This is a genomic window from Rhodococcus aerolatus, from assembly GCF_054783215.1.
The window spans coordinates 1-16,153 of record NZ_BAAGQZ010000036.1; the positions used below are offsets into that span (position 1 = coordinate 1).

A 16,153-nucleotide genomic window follows, 5' to 3' on the forward strand; every position below is an offset into this window, starting at 1 on the left:
GCCACCGCCCGGGCCACCGCAGCGGCCACCGCGTCGAGCGCGGCGTCGGCCTCGCGCAGCTGCGCGGCGGTGCGGGCCAGGGCGGCGGCGACCCCGCCGGCCAGCACCTCCTCCAGCAGCGGCAGCACCTCGTGGCGCAGCCGCACCCGGGTGAAGGCGGGGTCGTCGTTGTGCGGGTCGTGCCACGGGTCGAGGCCCAGCTCGGCGCAGGCCGCGGCGGTGTCGGCGCGGCGCACGCCCAGCAGCGGGCGGCCCCAGGGCGGGTCCCACGCGCGCATCCCGGCCAGCGAGCGGGCCCCGGAGCCGCGGCCCAGCCCCAGCAGCACCGTCTCGGCCTGGTCGTCGAGGGTGTGCCCGAGCAGCACCGGACCGTCGGCCGCCCCGCGCAGGGCTGCCCGCCGGGCGCGTCGGGCCGCGGCCTCGGGCCCGCCCGGTCCGGTCACCGCCACGGTGAGCACCCGGGCCTGCGCGCACCCCATCGTCCGCGCGGTGGCGGCGGCCCGGTCGGCGACCGCGGCCGAGCCCGGCTGCAGCGCGTGGTCGACGACCAGCGCCGTCACCGGCCCCGCCTCGGCGACCGCGGCGGCGGTCAGCGCGAGCGAGTCGGCCCCGCCGGAGCAGGCCACCGCGACCGGGCCGGGGCCGTGCTCGGCGCACCAGGCCCGCACCGCGCGCCGCACCGCGGCCAGCCCGCCCGGGTCGGCCACGGCTCAGCCGTGCACCCGGGCGACCCAGCGGGCGGGGTCGACGACGTCGGCCTCGGTGGGCAGGGTCTCCGGGGAGGTCCACACCGCGTTGAACCCGGCCATGCCGACCTGGTCGACGACGGCGTCGACGAAGCGCTTGCCCCGCTCGTACTGCGCGATCTTGGTGTCGACGCCGAGCAGGGCGCGCAACACCCGCTGCAGCGGGTTGGTCGGCCGGCGGCGGCGCTGGTCGAACCGGGCCCGGATGCGGGCCACCGAGGGCACGACGGCGGGCCCGACGGCGTCCATGACGTGGTCGGCGTGGCCCTCGAGCAGGGTGCCCAGGGCGAGCAGCCGGTCCAGCGCCTCCTGCTGCGGCGGCGCCTGCAGCGCACGGAGCACCCCCACCACGGAGTCCGGCCGGCGGCCCTCGCGGAGCAGCCCGCCGATGCGCCCGGCCAGCTCGGGGCCGCTGAGGTCCATCCCCGCGGTCAGCGTGCCCACCGTGTCGGCCATGTACCCCGTCAGCCAGCTGCTGGCGGTGAACTGCACCCGGTGGGTCACCTCGTGCAGGCAGACCCACAGCCGGAAGTCGGTCGGGTCCACCCGCAGCGTCCGCTCCACCGCGACGACGTTGGGGGCGACGAGGAGCAGCGTGCCGCCCTCGCCGGTGAACGGGTCGAACTGCCCGAGGATGGCCCCGGAGAGGTAGGCCAGCAGCGGGCCGGTCTGCGCCGCGGCGACCCGGCCGGACACCCCGGGGCCGCGTCCGCCGGCGACCTTCGCGGTGCCCGTCATGCGGCCCATGGAGTCGGCGGCCGCGGCGACCCAGCGGGGCCGGTCCACGACCAGCGCCTCGGGCACGGCGAGCCCGTCGGCCAGCCCGGTGACCTCGCGGACGGGCGCCTCCGCGCGCACCGCGACGTCGGCGAGCTCGGCCACCACCGCGGTGGCCTCGGCGTCGGTGGTGGTCGGACCGGGGCGGGCGAGGCGGCCCCCGATGCGGCCGGCGAGGTCCCAGTCCACGACCACCGGCTGGCGGCGGGGGGCACCGCCGGACCGGCGGGCGGGGGTGCTCACCGGCACCCGCAGCCGCGCAGCGCGGCGGCCAGCGCGTCGAGGGCGGGGCGCGCCCCGTCGACCCCGGTGGACATGAGCGCGAAGGTCAGGAGCCGGCCGTCGACGTCGGTGACGGTGCCCGCGAGGCTGTTCACCCCCGTCAGGGTGCCCGTCTTCGCCCGGACCCACCCGGCGCCGGCCGCGGGGAACCGGTCGGCGAGGGTCCCCGAGGCCGCCGCGACGGGCAGGAACGACACCAGGTCGGCCAGCGCGGGGTCCCCCGGGCCGGCCGCGGCGGTGACGATCGCGTCGAGCACGCGCGGCGGCACCCGGTCGCGCACCGAGAGCCCGCTGGTGTCGGCGAGGGTGACCCCGGTGGGGTCGATCCCGTGCTCGCGCAGGGTGTCCAGCACGGCGGTGGTGGCGCCGGTGAAGGACGCCGGCTGGGCGCGGGCGACGGCGACCTCGCGGCCGACGGCCTCGGCGAGCACGTTGTCCGAGTCCCGCACCAGCTGATCGAGCCGGGTCACCAGCGGGGCCGAGCGCACCTCGCCGAGCAGCGCGGCGCCCGCCGGGGCGGTGCCGGTGGCGGCCACGTCGGGCGCGGCGCCGAGCCGGGAGGCCAGCGCGCGGCCCACGTCCAGGGCGGGGGTGGCTGAGCGTGCCGAGTCGCCCCCGGCCGGGTCCTCGCGGGCCGCGTCGAGCATCACCGGCTCCATGGGTGCGATGTAGCCGCCGGCGACGTCGGCGTCGAACCAGCCGTCCGCCTCGGTGGGCCCCGACCACGCGGAGGTGTCGACGAGCACGGAGGTGACCGGCGGCGCCTGCGGGCCCCGGGCGGCGCGCACCGCGGCGACGAGGTCGTCGAGGCGGGGGGCGCCGTCGTAGCTGCCCGGGGTGCCCGCGGGCTCCCCGGTGAGGGTGACGTCACCCCCGCCGACCAGCACCACCTGGCCCGGGTCGGCGCCGGCCACCACGCGGGTGGCGACGGTGTGGTCGACGGGCAGGGTCCACAGCGCGGCCGCCACGGTGAGCAGCTTGGCCGTCGAGGCCGGGGTCTGCGGCACGTCGGGGGCGCGGGACCACAGCACCTGCCCGGTGGCGGCGTCGGCGACCTGCCCGGAGAGCTCGCCCAGCGCGGGCGAGGCGGCCAGCGGGTCGAGCACCCCGGCCAGCGCGGCGGGGGCGGGGACGGGCGCGGCGGCGGGCAGCTCGGGCAGCACCGGGGCCGGGGTGAGCGGGGCCGGCGGCGGGCTCGTGGTCGGTGTCGGCGTGACGAGGGCGGTGACCCCGCCGCCGCGACCGGCGACGGCGAGGCCGGCCACCGCCCCGGCGGCGACGAGCACCACGACGAGGACGACGAGCAGCAGCCGGCCGGGCAGGCTGGACGGCAGCGACAGCCGCCGGGTGACCCCTCGGCCCAGCACGCGCGTCCTCCCGTCGTCGGACCTCCCGCACGGGTGCGGGCGCCTCGTGGTCCACACTAGGTGCCAGGATCGACCCGACAGCGCCCGTCGCGTCCTCCCCCGGTCCGCCGGCGGGGCCGCGGGGCCCGGACCGAGCAGATGAGGCACGCGTGGACTTCGACGTCACCATCGAGATCCCCAAGGGGAGCCGCAACAAGTACGAGGTGGACCACGAGACGGGGCGGCTGCGGCTCGACCGCACCCTGTTCACGGCCACCCAGTACCCGGCCGACTACGGGTTCATCGACCACACCCTGGGCGAGGACGAGGACCCCCTCGACGCCCTGGTGCTGCTGCCGGAGCCGACCTTTCCCGGGTGCCTGATCAAGGCGCGCGCCGTCGCCATGTTCCGCATGACCGACGAGAAGGGCGGCGACGACAAGGTCCTGTGCGTGCCGGCCGGGGACGCCCGCCAGGAGCACATCCAGGACATCGGTGACATCCCCGAGTACACGCTGCTCGAGATCAAGCACTTCTTCGAGGTCTACAAGGCGCTGGAGCCCGGCAAGAGCGTCGAGGGCGCCGAGTGGGTCGACCGGGCCGCCGCCGAGGCCGAGATCCAGCAGTCCTTCGAGCGCGCCAAGGGCACGTCCTACGAGCACGGCCACTAGCCGGCACGCACCCCGCCGGACCCCGGCCACGACGACGCCCCCACCTCCGCGGAGGTGGGGGCGTCGTCGTGCGCGGGTGGCTCAGGCCTCGTGCCGACCCGCCCCGACCTGGGGGGCGACCCGGTCGGCCTCGTGCCCGCCGTGCCCGGGCTCGCCCACCGGGGCGTCCGCCGAGCGGGCGGTGGCCGCGGGCAGGTCGGCCGAGACGGGGCTGAGTCGCTGGTCCTCGGGCCGCTGGTCGGCCGGCCCCTGGTCGTCACCCTGACCGCCGGCCCGGGCGCTCGCGTCGGCCTCGTCCTGGGCGGCGCCGATGCCGGACATGGTCCGCAGCGGCACCTCCTTGAAGAACGCCACCAGCACGATGGCCACCAGCAGCAGCGCCGCGGCGGAGAGGAACACCACGTTCATGGCGTCGGTGAAGCCGGCCTTGAACGGCGCGGCCAGCACCGGGTCGAGCCGCTGGATGAACGAGGTGTCGTTGAGCACCCCGCTCGCCGCCCCGCTGCCGCCCGACGTGATGGCGGTGGCGATCTGCTGGTCGGCCTGCGAGCCCGCCCCGCCGGCCGCGGCGCGCAGCGTCTGCACGAAGGCCGGGTCCTGGCTCGAGCTGCCGATCGCCGTGGCGATCTTGCCGGTGAGCTGGGAGAACAGGATCGACAGGAACACCGCGACGCCGAGCGTCCCGCCCATCTGCCGGAAGAACGTGGCCGAGGCGGTGGAGACGCCCATGTCCCGCGGCGGCATCGCGTTCTGGATGGCCAGCGTGAGCGGCTGCATGATGTTGCCCAGCCCGAGCCCGAGCAGCGCCATGACGAGCATCAGCTGCCACAGCGGGGTCGTCGAGGTCAGGAAGTACAGCAGCGACGTGGCGGCCGTCATGAGCACGGTGCCGACGACCGGGAAGATCCGGTAGTGCCCCGTCCGGGAGATCAGCTGCCCGGAGACGATGGAGGACAGCATGAGCCCGCCGACCAGCGGCAGCGTCTGGAAGCCGGCGATGGTCGGGGTCGAGCCCTTGACCACCTGCAGGTACTGCGGCAGCAGCGAGATCGAGCCGAACATGGCCGCGCCGGTGATGACGCTGATGCCGATGCCGACGGCGAAGGTCCCGTTGCGGAAGAAGCGGATCGGGATGAGCGCGGCGTCGCCGATGCGGCGCTCGACGAGGATGAACGCGGCGATGCCGACCGCGCCGATGGCGTAGAGCAGCACCGACCGGCCCGAGCCCCAGCCCCACTCGCGGCCCTGCTCGGCGACGATGAGCAGCGGGACGACGCCGACCGCGAGAGCCAGTGCGCCCCACCAGTCGATGGTGGTCGCGCGGCCGTTGCGCGGCAGGTTCAGCACGCGCCAGACGACGACGAGCGCGGCGATGCCGATGGGCACGTTGATGTAGAAGACCCAGCGCCAGCCGGTCACGCCCAGGATGGACGACTGCCCGGCGAGCAGCCCGCCGAGCACGGGGCCCAGGACGGACGAGGTGCCGAACACGGCGAGGAAGTAGCCCTGGTACTTGGCGCGCTCCCGCGGCGGGACGATGTCGCCGATGATGGTGAGCGCCAACGAGAACAGGCCCCCGGCGCCGAGGCCCTGGAACGCGCGGAACGCGGCCAGCTCGTACATCGAGGTGGCGAGGCCGCAGAGCATCGACCCGGCCACGAAGATCGAGATGGCGGCCATGAAGAACGGCTTGCGGCCGTAGAGGTCGGAGAGCTTGCCGTACAGCGGCGTCGAGATGGTGGCGGTGATGAGGTAGGCGGTGGTGACCCAGGCCTGCACCGAGAACCCGTTCAGGTCGTCGGCGATGGTGCGGATCGCGGTGGAGACGATGGTCTGGTCCAGCGCCGCGAGGAACATGCCCATCATCAGGCCGGACATGATCGTCAGGATCTGCTTGTGGGTGAACGTCCCCACCACGGGGGACGGGGTGGGCGCGGGGGCCGCGGTGGCGGTGTCCCCCGGGCCCGGACGGGTGGCGGTCATGACTCTCCCTGGGTCTCGCCCGGGCCGGTGAGCAGCGGGCGGGCGTGGTCGAACTCGGTGGTGAACCGGTGCAGCAGGTGGACGAGGGTCCGGCGCTCGTCGAGCGTCCAGTCCCGGACGACCTGGCCGACGGCGGCGTTGCGGCGCGCCCGCGCCGCGCGGGCGTGGGCGGAGCCGGCCGGGGTGGCGGCGACCAGGGTGGCCCGGCCGTCCGCGGGGTCGGCGGTCCGCTCGGCCAGGCCGCGCTCGACGAGCGCGGCCACGTGGCGGCTGATGGTGGACGGGTCGGAGTGCAGCGCCTCCGCGAGCGCCGACGACCGCTGCGGGCCGTCGCAGTGCACGCGGAACAGCACGCCCCACGCCGCCCGCTCGAGGCCGTCGCCCTGGCCGTGCCCGGCCTGGGCGGCGGTGCGCTCGACCAGCTTGACCAGCCGGACGAGCTCGGTGCCGAGCTCGTCGGCCAGCGGCTCCTCGGCACTCCCCCCGGCCTGCTCGGGGGCCTGCTGCGCGGCCGTGCCGGTGTCGACGGACACGGGCGCCTCCTTTACTTCCGCATTGCGTGGTCCACGCAACTAGGTGCGCGGCGCAAGGATGCACCCGTTGCATGGTGCACGCAAGCCGCGGGTGACGGAGGTCTCGGACGCGCCCGCGTCAGCGGGGCAGGACCTCGCGGAGCACGGCGCGGGTCTCCATGCCGGTCACCCCGGGCAGCCGACGCAGCACGTTGACCACGTCGTAGAGCTCCTTGGTGGAGGAGTGGTGCACCCGCACCTGGTAGTCCCAGGGCCCGGCCAGGTCGAGCACCTCCACCACGCCCCGCACCGCGACGAGGTCCTTCTCCAGCACCGTGTGGTCGAGGTCGGTCGCGGTGCGCAGGAGCAGCAGCGCCACCGAGGCCGGGCCGGTCAGCGACGGCTCGAGGACGGCCCGGTAGCCGCGCACCCAGTGGTCGGCCTCGAGCCGGCGCACCCGCTGGGCGACGGCGTTCGCGGACAGGCCCACCTCGTCGCCGATCTCGCGCCAGGAGGCGCGGGCGTTCCGCACGAGCAGACGGAGGATCCGCTCGTCCACGGGGTCGGGACGACGGATGCTCATCGGTGACCTCCCACGCGGACATGGTCGCAGAGCCCCGGTGGTGTTCTGCCCACCGTGACCCGCTCGACGACGGCCCCCGCGGCCCGCCCCGGCCCCCTGCCCTCCCCCACCTGGCTCTCCCCTGCGCTCGCGCTGCTCGCCCCGGCCGTCCCCGCGCTGGCGCTGCTCGCGACGACCGCCTCCTGGGGGGCGACCTTCCCGATGCTGCACGGGGTGGTCACCCGGCTGCCCGTCGCGGACTTCCTCGCCGTGCGCTTCCTGCTCGCCGCCGTGGTGCTCACCGTCGTCGTGCCGCGCGCGGTCGGCCGGCTCAGCGCCGCCGAGCGCCGCCACGCGGTGCTGCTGGGCCTGGTCTACGGCGCCGCGCAGCTGCTGCAGACCGCCGGCCTGCAGCACACGTCGGCGTCGGTGTCGGGCTTCGTCACCGGGTCCTACGTGGTGATGACCCCGGTGCTGGCCACCCTGCTGCTGCGCCGGCCGGTGCGCCGCGCGGTGTGGGTCGCCACCGGGGTCGCCACCGTGGGGCTGGGAGTGCTCTCGCTGCAGGGCTTCTCGCTCGGTACCGGCGAGGCGGTGACGCTGCTCGGCGCGCTCTGCTACGCGCTGCACGTCGTGGGCCTGGGGGCGTGGTCGCGGCCGGGCTCCGCGCTGGGCTCGACGGTGGTGCAGCTGTGGGTGCTCACCGCGGTGTGCGCCGTCGGCGCGGTGCCCGGCGGGGTCACGGTGCCCACCCGCGGCGACGACTGGGCCGTGCTGGTGTTCATGGCCCTCGTCGCCGGGGCGGGGGCGCTGCTGGTGCAGACCTGGGCGCAGGCCCGCCTCGCCCCGGAGCGCGCCGCGGTCGTGATGACCTCGGAGCCGGTGTGGGCGGCGGGGTTCGCCGTGGCCGTGGGGGGCGAGACGCTGGGTCCGCGCGTCGCGGTCGGCGGGGCGCTGGTGCTCGCGGCGATGCTGCTCGCCGAGGCCGGCCCGCGGCGACGGCCCCGGTCAGCGACCGGTGAAGGTGGGCTCGCGCTGGGCGAAGACGGCGGTCATGGCCTCGGTGAGGTCCTCGGAGGCGAGGAAGGCCGCGTTCCAGGCCGCGACGTAGCGCAGCCCGGCCTGCACCCGGCCGGCCCGCTCGGCGTCCAGCACGTCCTTGATGCCGTGCACCACCAGCGGGGGGTTCCGCGCGATCTCGCCCGCGACCTGGTGGGCGTGGGCCAGCACGGCCGCGGCGTCGGGCAGCACGTCGTTGACCAGCCCGATCCGCTCGGCCCGCGCGGCGTCGACGTCGCGGCCGGTGAGCGCCAGCTCGCGCAGGTGGCCGTCGCCGATGATGGCGGGCAGCCGCTGCAGCGTGCCCATGTCGGCGACGATGGCGACCTTGACCTCGCGGATGGAGAAGGTGGCGTCGGCGCTGGCGAAGCGGACGTCGCAGGCGGAGATGATGTCGATGCCCCCGCCGATGCAGCGGCCCTGCACCGCGGCGACGACGGGCTTGCGGCAGTCGGCGATCGCGGTGCCCGCGCGCTGCATGTCCTTGACGTGGTCCAGGAACGCGGTGCGCGGCGCGGCCAGCCCGCCGCCGCCCTCGTCGCTGCCGGCCATCACGGGGCCCAGCACCCCGCCCATGCCGGCGAGGTCCAGGCCGTAGGTGAAGTTGCGGCCCTGCCCGGCGAGCACCACCGCGCGCACGGCGGGGTCGCGGTCGAGGGCGGCGAACAGCTCGGGGACCTCGGACCAGAAGTCGGGGCCCATGGCGTTGTTCTTCCCGGGGCCCACCATGGTCACCTGCACGACGCCGTCGTCGCCGACGTGCTCCGCGGTGACCGACACCCAGCTGCGCTGGCCCCACTGCTCACCCATGGCCGGTCACGGTAGCGGCCCGGACGCGTAGTCGTACCCATGTGCGCCACCCCACCCGGCGACCAGGGTGGACCCCATGAGCAGCGCACCCACCCCCCAGTCCTCCGCCACCGCCGCCTTCTACGCGCAGGCCGCCATCGCCTTCGGGGTCAGCCTCGCCGGGGCCGTCGTCGGCATCGCCTACCTGCCCATCGACACCTGGCAGCGGGCCTTCCTCGCCATGACGCTCCTGTTCGTCGTGACCAGCGCCTTCACCCTCGCCAAGGTGGTGCGCGACCGCCAGGAGGTGGCCACCGTCCGGGTCCGCGTCGACGAGGCCCGCATGGAGAAGCTCATCGCCGAGCACGACCCGTTCTCCGTCTCCGGCTGAGCCCACCACCCCCGGGGGTCCCGGCCGCCGGGCGACGAGCGCCCCGAGGCCCGGCCGGACCCCCGGCTCGTCCCCTGACCGACCCGGCCCCACCTGGACAAGACCGCGAACCTGCGGGACCGTGTACACATGTTCGCCGAATTGACACCCACAGGCGGTGTGACCAGGATCATGCGATCCTGCACGCACGCCCACCGGGGGCGCAGGGCCCGACGAGAGGTGTCATGACCGTGGCCAGGACGAGGACAGACTTCACCCGGACAGGCCTGGCCATGGCGGCAGGCATGACCGCCGCCGCCGTCGGCGCGACGGTCATGGAGACCCGGCGCCGCCTCAAGGAGAGCGACGACAAGACCGAGGCGCTGACCCCGGACGTCGACCTCGTCCGCGGCGCCTTCGCCAAGATGACCAGCCCGCTGCTGCCCGACGACTACCTCACGCTGATCAACCCGCTGTGGTCCAAGCGCGAGCTGCGCGGCAAGGTCGTCAAGGTCTCCAAGGAGACCGACACCGCGGCCACCCTCGTCATCAAGCCGGGCTGGGGCTGGTCGTTCGACTACCAGGCCGGCCAGTACGTCGGCATCGCCACCATGGTCACCGGCAAGTGGCACTGGCGGTCGTACTCGCTGACCTCCGCGCCCAAGCACGACCAGGGCCACATCTCGATCACCGTCAAGGCCACCCCCGAGGGCTTCATCAGCAAGCACCTCGTCGACGGCCTCGAGACCGGCACCGTGGTGCGGCTGCAGGCCCCCGCCGGGGACTTCCACCTGCCGGACCCGCCGCCGGACAAGGTCCTCTTCATCACCGCGGGCAGCGGCGTCACCCCCGTGATGGGGATGCTGCGGACGATGGCCCGGCGCGACACCTTCACCGACGTCGTGCTGGTGCACTCGGCCCCGGAGGAGTCCGACGAGCTGTTCCGTGACGAGCTGCACACGCTCTCCGACTCGCAGAGCGGCTTCACCCTGCACGAGCACATGACCAAGAAGGACGGCCACCTCGAGCTCTCGAAGCTCGACGACCTGGTGCCCGACTGGCGCGAGCGGCAGGTGTGGGCCTGCGGGCCGAACGCGCTGCTCGACGCGGCCGAGGAGCACTGGGAGCAGGCCGGCCTCGAGGACTCCCTGCACATGGAGCGCTTCACCGTCGAGCTCGCCGGCGACGGGGGCGAGGGGGGCACCGTCTCGTTCTCCGCCAGCGGCAAGGAGATCGAGATCGACGGCGCCACCACCATCCTCGACGCCGGTGAGGAGGTCGGCGTGCAGCTGCCCTTCGGCTGCCGCATGGGCATCTGCCAGTCCTGCGTCGTCGAGCTCGCCGAGGGCACCACGCGCGACCTGCGCAACGGCGAGGAGCACAAGGCGGGCGACCGCATCCAGACCTGCGTCAGCACCGCCGCCGGTGACTGCACGCTGCGCTACTGACCCCAGACCCCGACCAGCACCAGCACCGCACGACCACCGACCGGCACCACCGAGCACACCCAGGAGGCCCCGTGGCCATCACGAACATCAAGGAGTTCGCGCACCTCACCGACGAGGACGTCGAGGCGATCGGCCGTGAGCTGGACGCCCTGCGCACCGAGATCGAGGAGGCGCGCGGCGACCGCGACGCCAAGTACATCCGCCGCTCCATCCAGCTGCAGCGCACGCTGGTCGCGGCGGGCCGCATCACCCTGTTCGGCTCCAAGTACAAGCCGGCGTGGGTGGCGGGCACCGTCATGCTCGGCCTGGCCAAGATCATCGAGAACATGGAGCTGGGCCACAACGTCATCCACGGCCAGTGGGACTGGATGAACGACCCGGAGATCCACTCCACGACGTGGGAGTGGGACACCACCTGCCCGTCGGCGCACTGGAAGCACTCGCACAACTACGTGCACCACAAGTACACCAACGTCGTCGGCAAGGACAACGACGTGGGCTACGGCATCCTGCGCATGACCCGCGACCAGAAGTGGAACCCGGTCAACCTGGGCCAGCCGGTCTACAACGCGCTGCTGGCCATGCTGTTCCAGTACGGCGTCGCGCTGCACGACCTCGAGATCGAGAAGATCCGCAAGCGCCAGAAGCCGCTCAAGGTGACCTGGAAGCAGCTCAAGGAGGTCGGCACCAAGGTCGGCAAGCAGACCGGCAAGGACTACGTGATCTTCCCGCTGCTCACCGGGCCCGCGTGGAAGCACACCCTGGCCGCCAACGCCGCCGCCAACCTGATGCGCAACCTGTGGGCCTACGGGGTCATCTTCTGCGGCCACTTCCCCGACGGGGCTGAGAAGTTCACCCTCGCCGAGCTGGAGAACGAGACCCCGCAGGAGTGGTACCTGCGCCAGATGCTCGGCTCGGCCAACTTCAACGCCGGCCCGCTCATGGCCTTCATGTCCGGCAACCTCTGCTACCAGATCGAGCACCACCTGTTCCCGGACCTGCCCAGCAACCGCTACGCCGAGATGAGCGAGCGGGTCGAGGCCCTCTGCGACAAGTACCAGCTGCCCTACACCACGGGGTCGCTGGCCGAGCAGTACGGCAAGACGCTGCGCACCATCTGGAAGCTGTCGCTGCCCAACAAGTTCCTGTCCGCCGACTCCGACGACGCGCCGGAGACGGCCTCGGAGAAGGTCGGTCTGCGCAAGCTCAAGCACCTCAAGACCCGGGTCGCGCACCGCGTGGCCTGACGGTCCCCGCACCACGGCGCCCGCTCCCCCACCCCGGGGGGCGGGCGCCGCGCTGCGTCCGGGTCAGCGGGCGACGGGACGGGTGGGGGCGCCGGCGACGAGGTCACGCGCGCGGTTCCACCGCGCCTCGTAGGCGGGCCCGAACCGTCGCCGTGCGCGGGCCATCCGCCGTGGCCGCGCCGCGTAGCGCCGCCGCGCCCACCACGAGTCGGGCTTGGCCAGCCGGCACGCGCCGACGAGCCCGGCGATGCTCACCAGCCCCACCACCGCGGTGACCACCTTGCCCTTGAGCAGGCACACCGCCGAGAACCCCAGCGAGACGGCGAGCGCGGCCACCGACGCCCACCACTCCCCGCTGCCGAACCGGCCGACCACCAGGGTGCTGCCGGTGGCGAGCAGCAGCGTGGTCACCAGCAGCACGAACACGGCGTCGACCGAGGCGCGGCCGCTCTCCGTCCAGTACACGTCGTCGAGGTGCACCCAGAGCGCGAACTCGTCGAACGTCAGGCCCATGCCGATGCCGAACAGGACGGCCGCGACGTCGAGCCCCGCGCCCACGGGGGTCGAGGCGATCGTGACGATCCCGGTGGCCGCCATGGTGACGATGCCGAACACCTGGTGGTGGACGTGGACCCCGCCGATCGTGATGTCCCCGATGAGTCCCCGGCCCTCCTCGGCCGCCGGCGGGGCGTCCCCGACCCGCTCGCCGCGCGCCCGGATCACCCGGGTGACGGTGCGGGTGACGACGAACGTGACGAGCACGGCGGCGAAGAGCCACACCACCGGCAGCAGGACGGTGCTGCCGCCGCCGACGTCGAGGTCGACGTCCGCCTGCGCCGCAGCCGGGCTCACCGCGCGCCGGGCCGGACGAACGGGAAGGCCAGGGTGGAGCGGATCGCGCCGCCGGTGAGCATCATGACGACCCGGTCGACGCCGATGCCGAGCCCGCCCGTGGGCGGCATGGCGTACTCCAGCGCCGTCAGGAACGCCTCGTCCACCTGCATGGCCTCGGGGTCGCCCGCCGCGGCCTTGAGGGACTGCTCGGTGAGCCGCTCGCGCTGGTCCACCGGGTCCACCAGCTCGGAGTAGGCCGTGCCCAGCTCGGCGCCGAACGCGACGAGGTCCCATCGCTCGCTGAGCCGCGGGTCGCTGCGGTGCACCCGGGTCAGCGGCGAGGTCTCCACCGGGAAGTCGGTGTAGAACGTCGGCGCCTGGGTCTGCCCCTCCACCAGCTCGTCGTAGAGCTCGACCACGGCCTCGCCTGCCGTGGTCTCCGCGGGCAGCGCCACCCCGTGGGCGCGGCACACCGCGCTCACCTCGGCCAGCGTGCTCGACGAGGTGAGCGTGGTGCCGCAGGCGCGACTCACCGCCTCGTGCACCGTGACCACCGGCCACTCGCCGGAGAGGTCGACCTCGCGGACGGTGCCGTCGGGGTCGACCCGGCGGGCCACGGGGCGGCCGTGCACCGCCACCGCCGCCTCGACGACGAGCTCGCGGGTCAGCTCGCGCATCACGTCGTAGTCGGCGTAGGCCTGGTAGGCCTCCAGCGAGGTGAACTCGGGGTTGTGCGTGGCGTCCGCGCCCTCGTTGCGGAAGTTGCGGTTGAGCTCGAACACCTTGCCCATGCCGCCCACGCAGAGCCGCTTGAGGAACAGCTCGGGGGCGATGCGCAGGTAGAGCCGGGTGTCGTAGGCGTTGATGTGGGTGACGAAGGGCCGGGCGTTGGCCCCGCCGTGCACGGCCTGCAGCATCGGCGTCTCGACCTCGCTGAACCCCCGGCGCTGGAACCCCTCCCGCAGCGCGCGGACCGCCGCGGTGCGCTGGGCCAGGGCCAGCGAGGCCTCCGGGTTGACCACGAGGTCGAGGTAGCGCTGGCGCACCCGGGCCTCGGGGTCGGAGAAGCCGGCGTGCACGTCGGGCAGCGGCACCAGGCACTTCGACGCCATCACCCACGACGCCGCCCGCACCGAGAGCTCCCCGGACCGCGAGGCGACGACCTCGCCGGTGACGCTGACGTGGTCGCCGAGGTCGACGGCCCGACGGAACAGCAGCGCCGCGTCCGCGCCGACGTCGGCGCGGGAGACGATGGCCTGCACCCGGTCCTGGCCGTCCTGCAGCACCGCGAAGACCAGCCCGCCGAAGTCGCGCAGCGCGCGCACCCGGCCCGCCACCGACACCTGCTCCCCGGTGCCGGCGTCGGCGGCCAGACCCGCCCAGCGGGCCACGAGCTCGCCCACCGACGTCGTCCGCGGCACCCCCACGGGGTAGGCGGGCATCCCCGCGGCCTGCAGGACGCCCAGCTTCTGCCGGCGCACCCGCTCCTGCTCGCTGAGCCGCCGCGTCGGCCGGGCCCGGTGGCGGGCGGCGCGCTCCTGCGCGGTGACGGCCGCGACGAAGTCCACCTCCTCGCCGTCGACGACCACCCGGCCGGTGCGGGCCGGTGCTGACCCCCCGCCCAGCTCGGGCAGGAAGCCCTCGGCCGACCCGGCGGCGGCGGCCACCCGGGTCAGCGACAGGGACGAGTCGTAGCAGAGGTAGCGCGGGGTCCACCGCGGCAGGTAGCGCTCGTTGGACCGGTACAGGCTCTCCAGCTGCCAGAACCGGGAGGCGAAGGTGAGCACCCGGTTGCCGACGCGGACCAGCGGCCCGGCCCCGACCCGCTCGGCGGCGGAGAAGATGCCCCGGAACATGGCGAAGTTCAGCGACACCCGCCGCACGCCGAGGTCGTCGCAGGCGTGCAGCAGCCCGCTGACGAGGAACTCGGTGATCCCGTTCTCCGAGGTGGGGTCCCGGCGCATCAGGTCCAGCGACAGGCCGTGGGTGCCCCACGGGACGTAGCTCTGCACCCCCCGCAGCCGACCCTCGGCGTCGTGGGCGAGCACGGCCACGCAGCGGCCGTCGGAGCGGTCCCCGACCCGGCTCAGCGCCATGGAGAACCCGCGCTCGGACTCCTCGCCGATCCACCGCTCGGCGACCTCGGCGACCTCGGCCAGCTCGGCGTCGGTCAGGTCCACGTGGCGGGCCACCCGCAGGGTGTACCCGGCCCGGGTGACGCGGTTGACGGCGCGGCGCACCGGCTGCATCGTCGCGCCCTCGAGGGTGAACCCGTCGACATCGACGATGGCCTCGTCGCCCAGCGGCAGCGCCTTGAGCCCCGCCGCGACGTAGGCCTGCGCGCCCTCCTCGCTGGCCGAGAGCACCGCGGGGTACCAGCCGAAGGTGCGGGCCTCGGCCAGCCACGCCTCGATCGCCGGGCCCCACGCCGCGGGGGCGCCGAGCGGGTCGGCGCTGGCCAGGCTGACCGAGGACAGCACCCGGTAGGTGACCGCGGCGTCGCGCCCGGGGGCGAACAGGACCGACTTGTCGTGCCGGGTGGCGAAGTAGCCCAGCGAGTCCCGCTCGCCGTGCTCGACGAGCAGCCGGCGCACGCCGAGCTCGTCGGTCTCGGAGAGGAACTGCTTGGCCCGGGCCGAGCGCAGGAACACGACCAGGGCGGCGATCACCGCGGCGGCCGAGAGCACCCCCACCACGCCGGCCACCCAGCCGTGCCCGCGGTGGCCCACCGTGCCGCCGCCGTCGGTGTCGATGCCGACGACCACCCGCAGCGCCCACCCCAGCCGCTCGCGGCCCCGGGGCAGGGTCCGGGGGAACGCCTCGGTCAGCGCCACCGAGACCACCGCGGAGGCGGCGAGCCCGCCCACGAGCACGGTCAGGGCCGGGAGCCGGGAGGCCCGCTGCAGCCGGGCCGGGTAGACCCGCCGGGCGGAGACCAGGCCCGCGGCCACGACGACCCCGACCACCATGCTGCCCACCGTGGTGACCCGGTCGAACGTGGACAGGTCGACCACCCGGGCGGCGTCGGGGTCGACGACGGTGGCCACGAGCACGCCCACCCCGACGACCACGCCCAACACCTGCAGCACCAGCAGCACGGCCCAGGCCACCCGCAGCCGGCGGCGCAGCGCGCTGGCCAGCAGGATCAGGACGACGAGGTTGAACAGGCTCGCCGAGGACGGCAGGTTGACCACGCCGACCAGGTCGTTCACCGGGCGGGTCCACGGGGCGCGGCGCAGCAGCAGCGCGACGACGGTCCAGGCCGCCGCGAGGGAGACCACGCGGCCCACGAGCATCGCGAACGCCTCCTGGCGCGGCGTCCCCCGCACCCGTCCCGCGGTGGGCGGGACCTGCGGCGCGCGGGAGCCCCGGGGCGACGGGGTGCGCCCCACCGCCGGCTCGTCGGAGGCGCGGTCCGGCCTCGTCGCAGGAGGGGTCGTGGTCATGCTCGGATGCTAGGTCGCCGCGTGCGGCGGGGGCAGCGCCCGACCCGGTCGTGACGGCGACCGAGCCCCCCGGCGGCGGTG

13 protein-coding genes and 1 pseudogene are annotated in these 16,153 nt (G+C 74.8%); 5 read left to right on the forward strand and 9 right to left on the reverse strand.

Annotated elements, in window-relative coordinates; genetic code table 11:
* From tilS to dacB, 3 genes are all read right to left on the reverse strand, one after another.
* Positions 1-707: tRNA lysidine(34) synthetase TilS (gene tilS / locus ACYVOF_RS13395; protein ID WP_460867234.1), on the reverse strand; the 707-nt coding region annotated here is incomplete at its 3' end.
* A 3-nt stretch (positions 708-710) separates the two neighbouring features.
* Positions 711-1,772: a zinc-dependent metalloprotease gene (locus tag ACYVOF_RS13400; protein ID WP_460867236.1), complete on the reverse strand. Its 1,062-nt coding sequence runs from the start codon at positions 1,770-1,772 to the stop codon at positions 711-713.
* Positions 1,763-3,172, reverse strand: coding sequence for a D-alanyl-D-alanine carboxypeptidase/D-alanyl-D-alanine endopeptidase (gene dacB / locus ACYVOF_RS13405; protein WP_460867238.1), 1,410 nt, complete (start codon positions 3,170-3,172; stop codon positions 1,763-1,765). The genes ACYVOF_RS13400 and dacB overlap by 10 nt, the downstream gene beginning before the upstream one ends.
* 149 nt (positions 3,173-3,321) lie before the next feature.
* Between dacB and ACYVOF_RS13410 the strand changes: the two genes are divergently transcribed.
* Entirely contained in the window at positions 3,322-3,822 is a 501-nt protein-coding gene (locus ACYVOF_RS13410) for an inorganic diphosphatase (RefSeq protein ID WP_460867240.1), read from the forward strand.
* Between the two features lie 81 nt (positions 3,823-3,903).
* Here the strand turns inward: ACYVOF_RS13410 and ACYVOF_RS13415 are convergent, their stop codons facing one another.
* The 3 genes from ACYVOF_RS13415 to ACYVOF_RS13425 form a co-directional block, all read right to left on the reverse strand.
* Positions 3,904-5,700, reverse strand: a complete 1,797-nt coding sequence (locus ACYVOF_RS13415; RefSeq protein ID WP_460867424.1) for an MDR family MFS transporter — start codon at positions 5,698-5,700, stop codon at positions 3,904-3,906.
* A 101-nt stretch (positions 5,701-5,801) separates the two neighbouring features.
* On the reverse strand, positions 5,802-6,338 hold the full coding sequence (locus tag ACYVOF_RS13420) for a MarR family winged helix-turn-helix transcriptional regulator (RefSeq protein WP_460867242.1): 537 nt from the start codon (positions 6,336-6,338) through the stop codon (positions 5,802-5,804).
* A gap of 118 nt (positions 6,339-6,456) precedes the next feature.
* Positions 6,457-6,900: an Lrp/AsnC family transcriptional regulator gene (locus ACYVOF_RS13425; protein WP_460867243.1), complete on the reverse strand. Its 444-nt coding sequence runs from the start codon at positions 6,898-6,900 to the stop codon at positions 6,457-6,459.
* A gap of 54 nt (positions 6,901-6,954) precedes the next feature.
* Here ACYVOF_RS13425 and ACYVOF_RS13430 point away from each other — a divergent pair.
* A pseudogene (locus ACYVOF_RS13430) lies at positions 6,955-7,797 on the forward strand (DMT family transporter); the annotation flags it as partial.
* A 90-nt stretch (positions 7,798-7,887) separates the two neighbouring features.
* Here the strand turns inward: ACYVOF_RS13430 and ACYVOF_RS13435 are convergent.
* A complete protein-coding gene (locus ACYVOF_RS13435; protein ID WP_460867245.1) occupies positions 7,888-8,748 on the reverse strand; it encodes a crotonase/enoyl-CoA hydratase family protein in 861 nt (286 codons plus the stop codon).
* Positions 8,749-8,824: 76 nt separating this feature from the next.
* Between ACYVOF_RS13435 and ACYVOF_RS13440 the strand changes: the two genes are divergently transcribed.
* The 3 genes from ACYVOF_RS13440 (at position 8,825) to ACYVOF_RS13450 (ending at position 11,792) form a co-directional block, all read left to right on the forward strand.
* Positions 8,825-9,118 carry a YiaA/YiaB family inner membrane protein gene (locus ACYVOF_RS13440; RefSeq protein ID WP_460867247.1) on the forward strand — a complete coding sequence of 98 codons (294 nt, stop codon included), beginning with the start codon at positions 8,825-8,827 and terminating at the stop codon, positions 9,116-9,118.
* Positions 9,119-9,432: 314 nt separating this feature from the next.
* On the forward strand, positions 9,433-10,545 hold the full coding sequence (locus tag ACYVOF_RS13445) for a ferredoxin reductase (protein ID WP_460867426.1): 1,113 nt from the start codon (positions 9,433-9,435) through the stop codon (positions 10,543-10,545).
* Positions 10,546-10,616: 71 nt separating this feature from the next.
* Positions 10,617-11,792 carry a fatty acid desaturase family protein gene (locus ACYVOF_RS13450; RefSeq protein ID WP_460867248.1) on the forward strand — a complete coding sequence of 392 codons (1,176 nt, stop codon included), beginning with the start codon at positions 10,617-10,619 and terminating at the stop codon, positions 11,790-11,792.
* A gap of 63 nt (positions 11,793-11,855) precedes the next feature.
* Here the strand turns inward: ACYVOF_RS13450 and ACYVOF_RS13455 are convergent, their stop codons facing one another.
* A complete protein-coding gene (locus ACYVOF_RS13455; protein WP_460867250.1) occupies positions 11,856-12,644 on the reverse strand; it encodes a hypothetical protein in 789 nt (262 codons plus the stop codon).
* The gene (gene lysX / locus ACYVOF_RS13460) at positions 12,641-16,072 is read right to left on the reverse strand and encodes a bifunctional lysylphosphatidylglycerol synthetase/lysine--tRNA ligase LysX (RefSeq protein WP_460867252.1); all 3,432 of its coding nucleotides are present in this window, start codon (positions 16,070-16,072) and stop codon (positions 12,641-12,643) included. Before lysX ends, ACYVOF_RS13455 begins: the two co-directional genes overlap by 4 nt.
* Positions 16,073-16,153 lie beyond the last annotated feature (81 nt).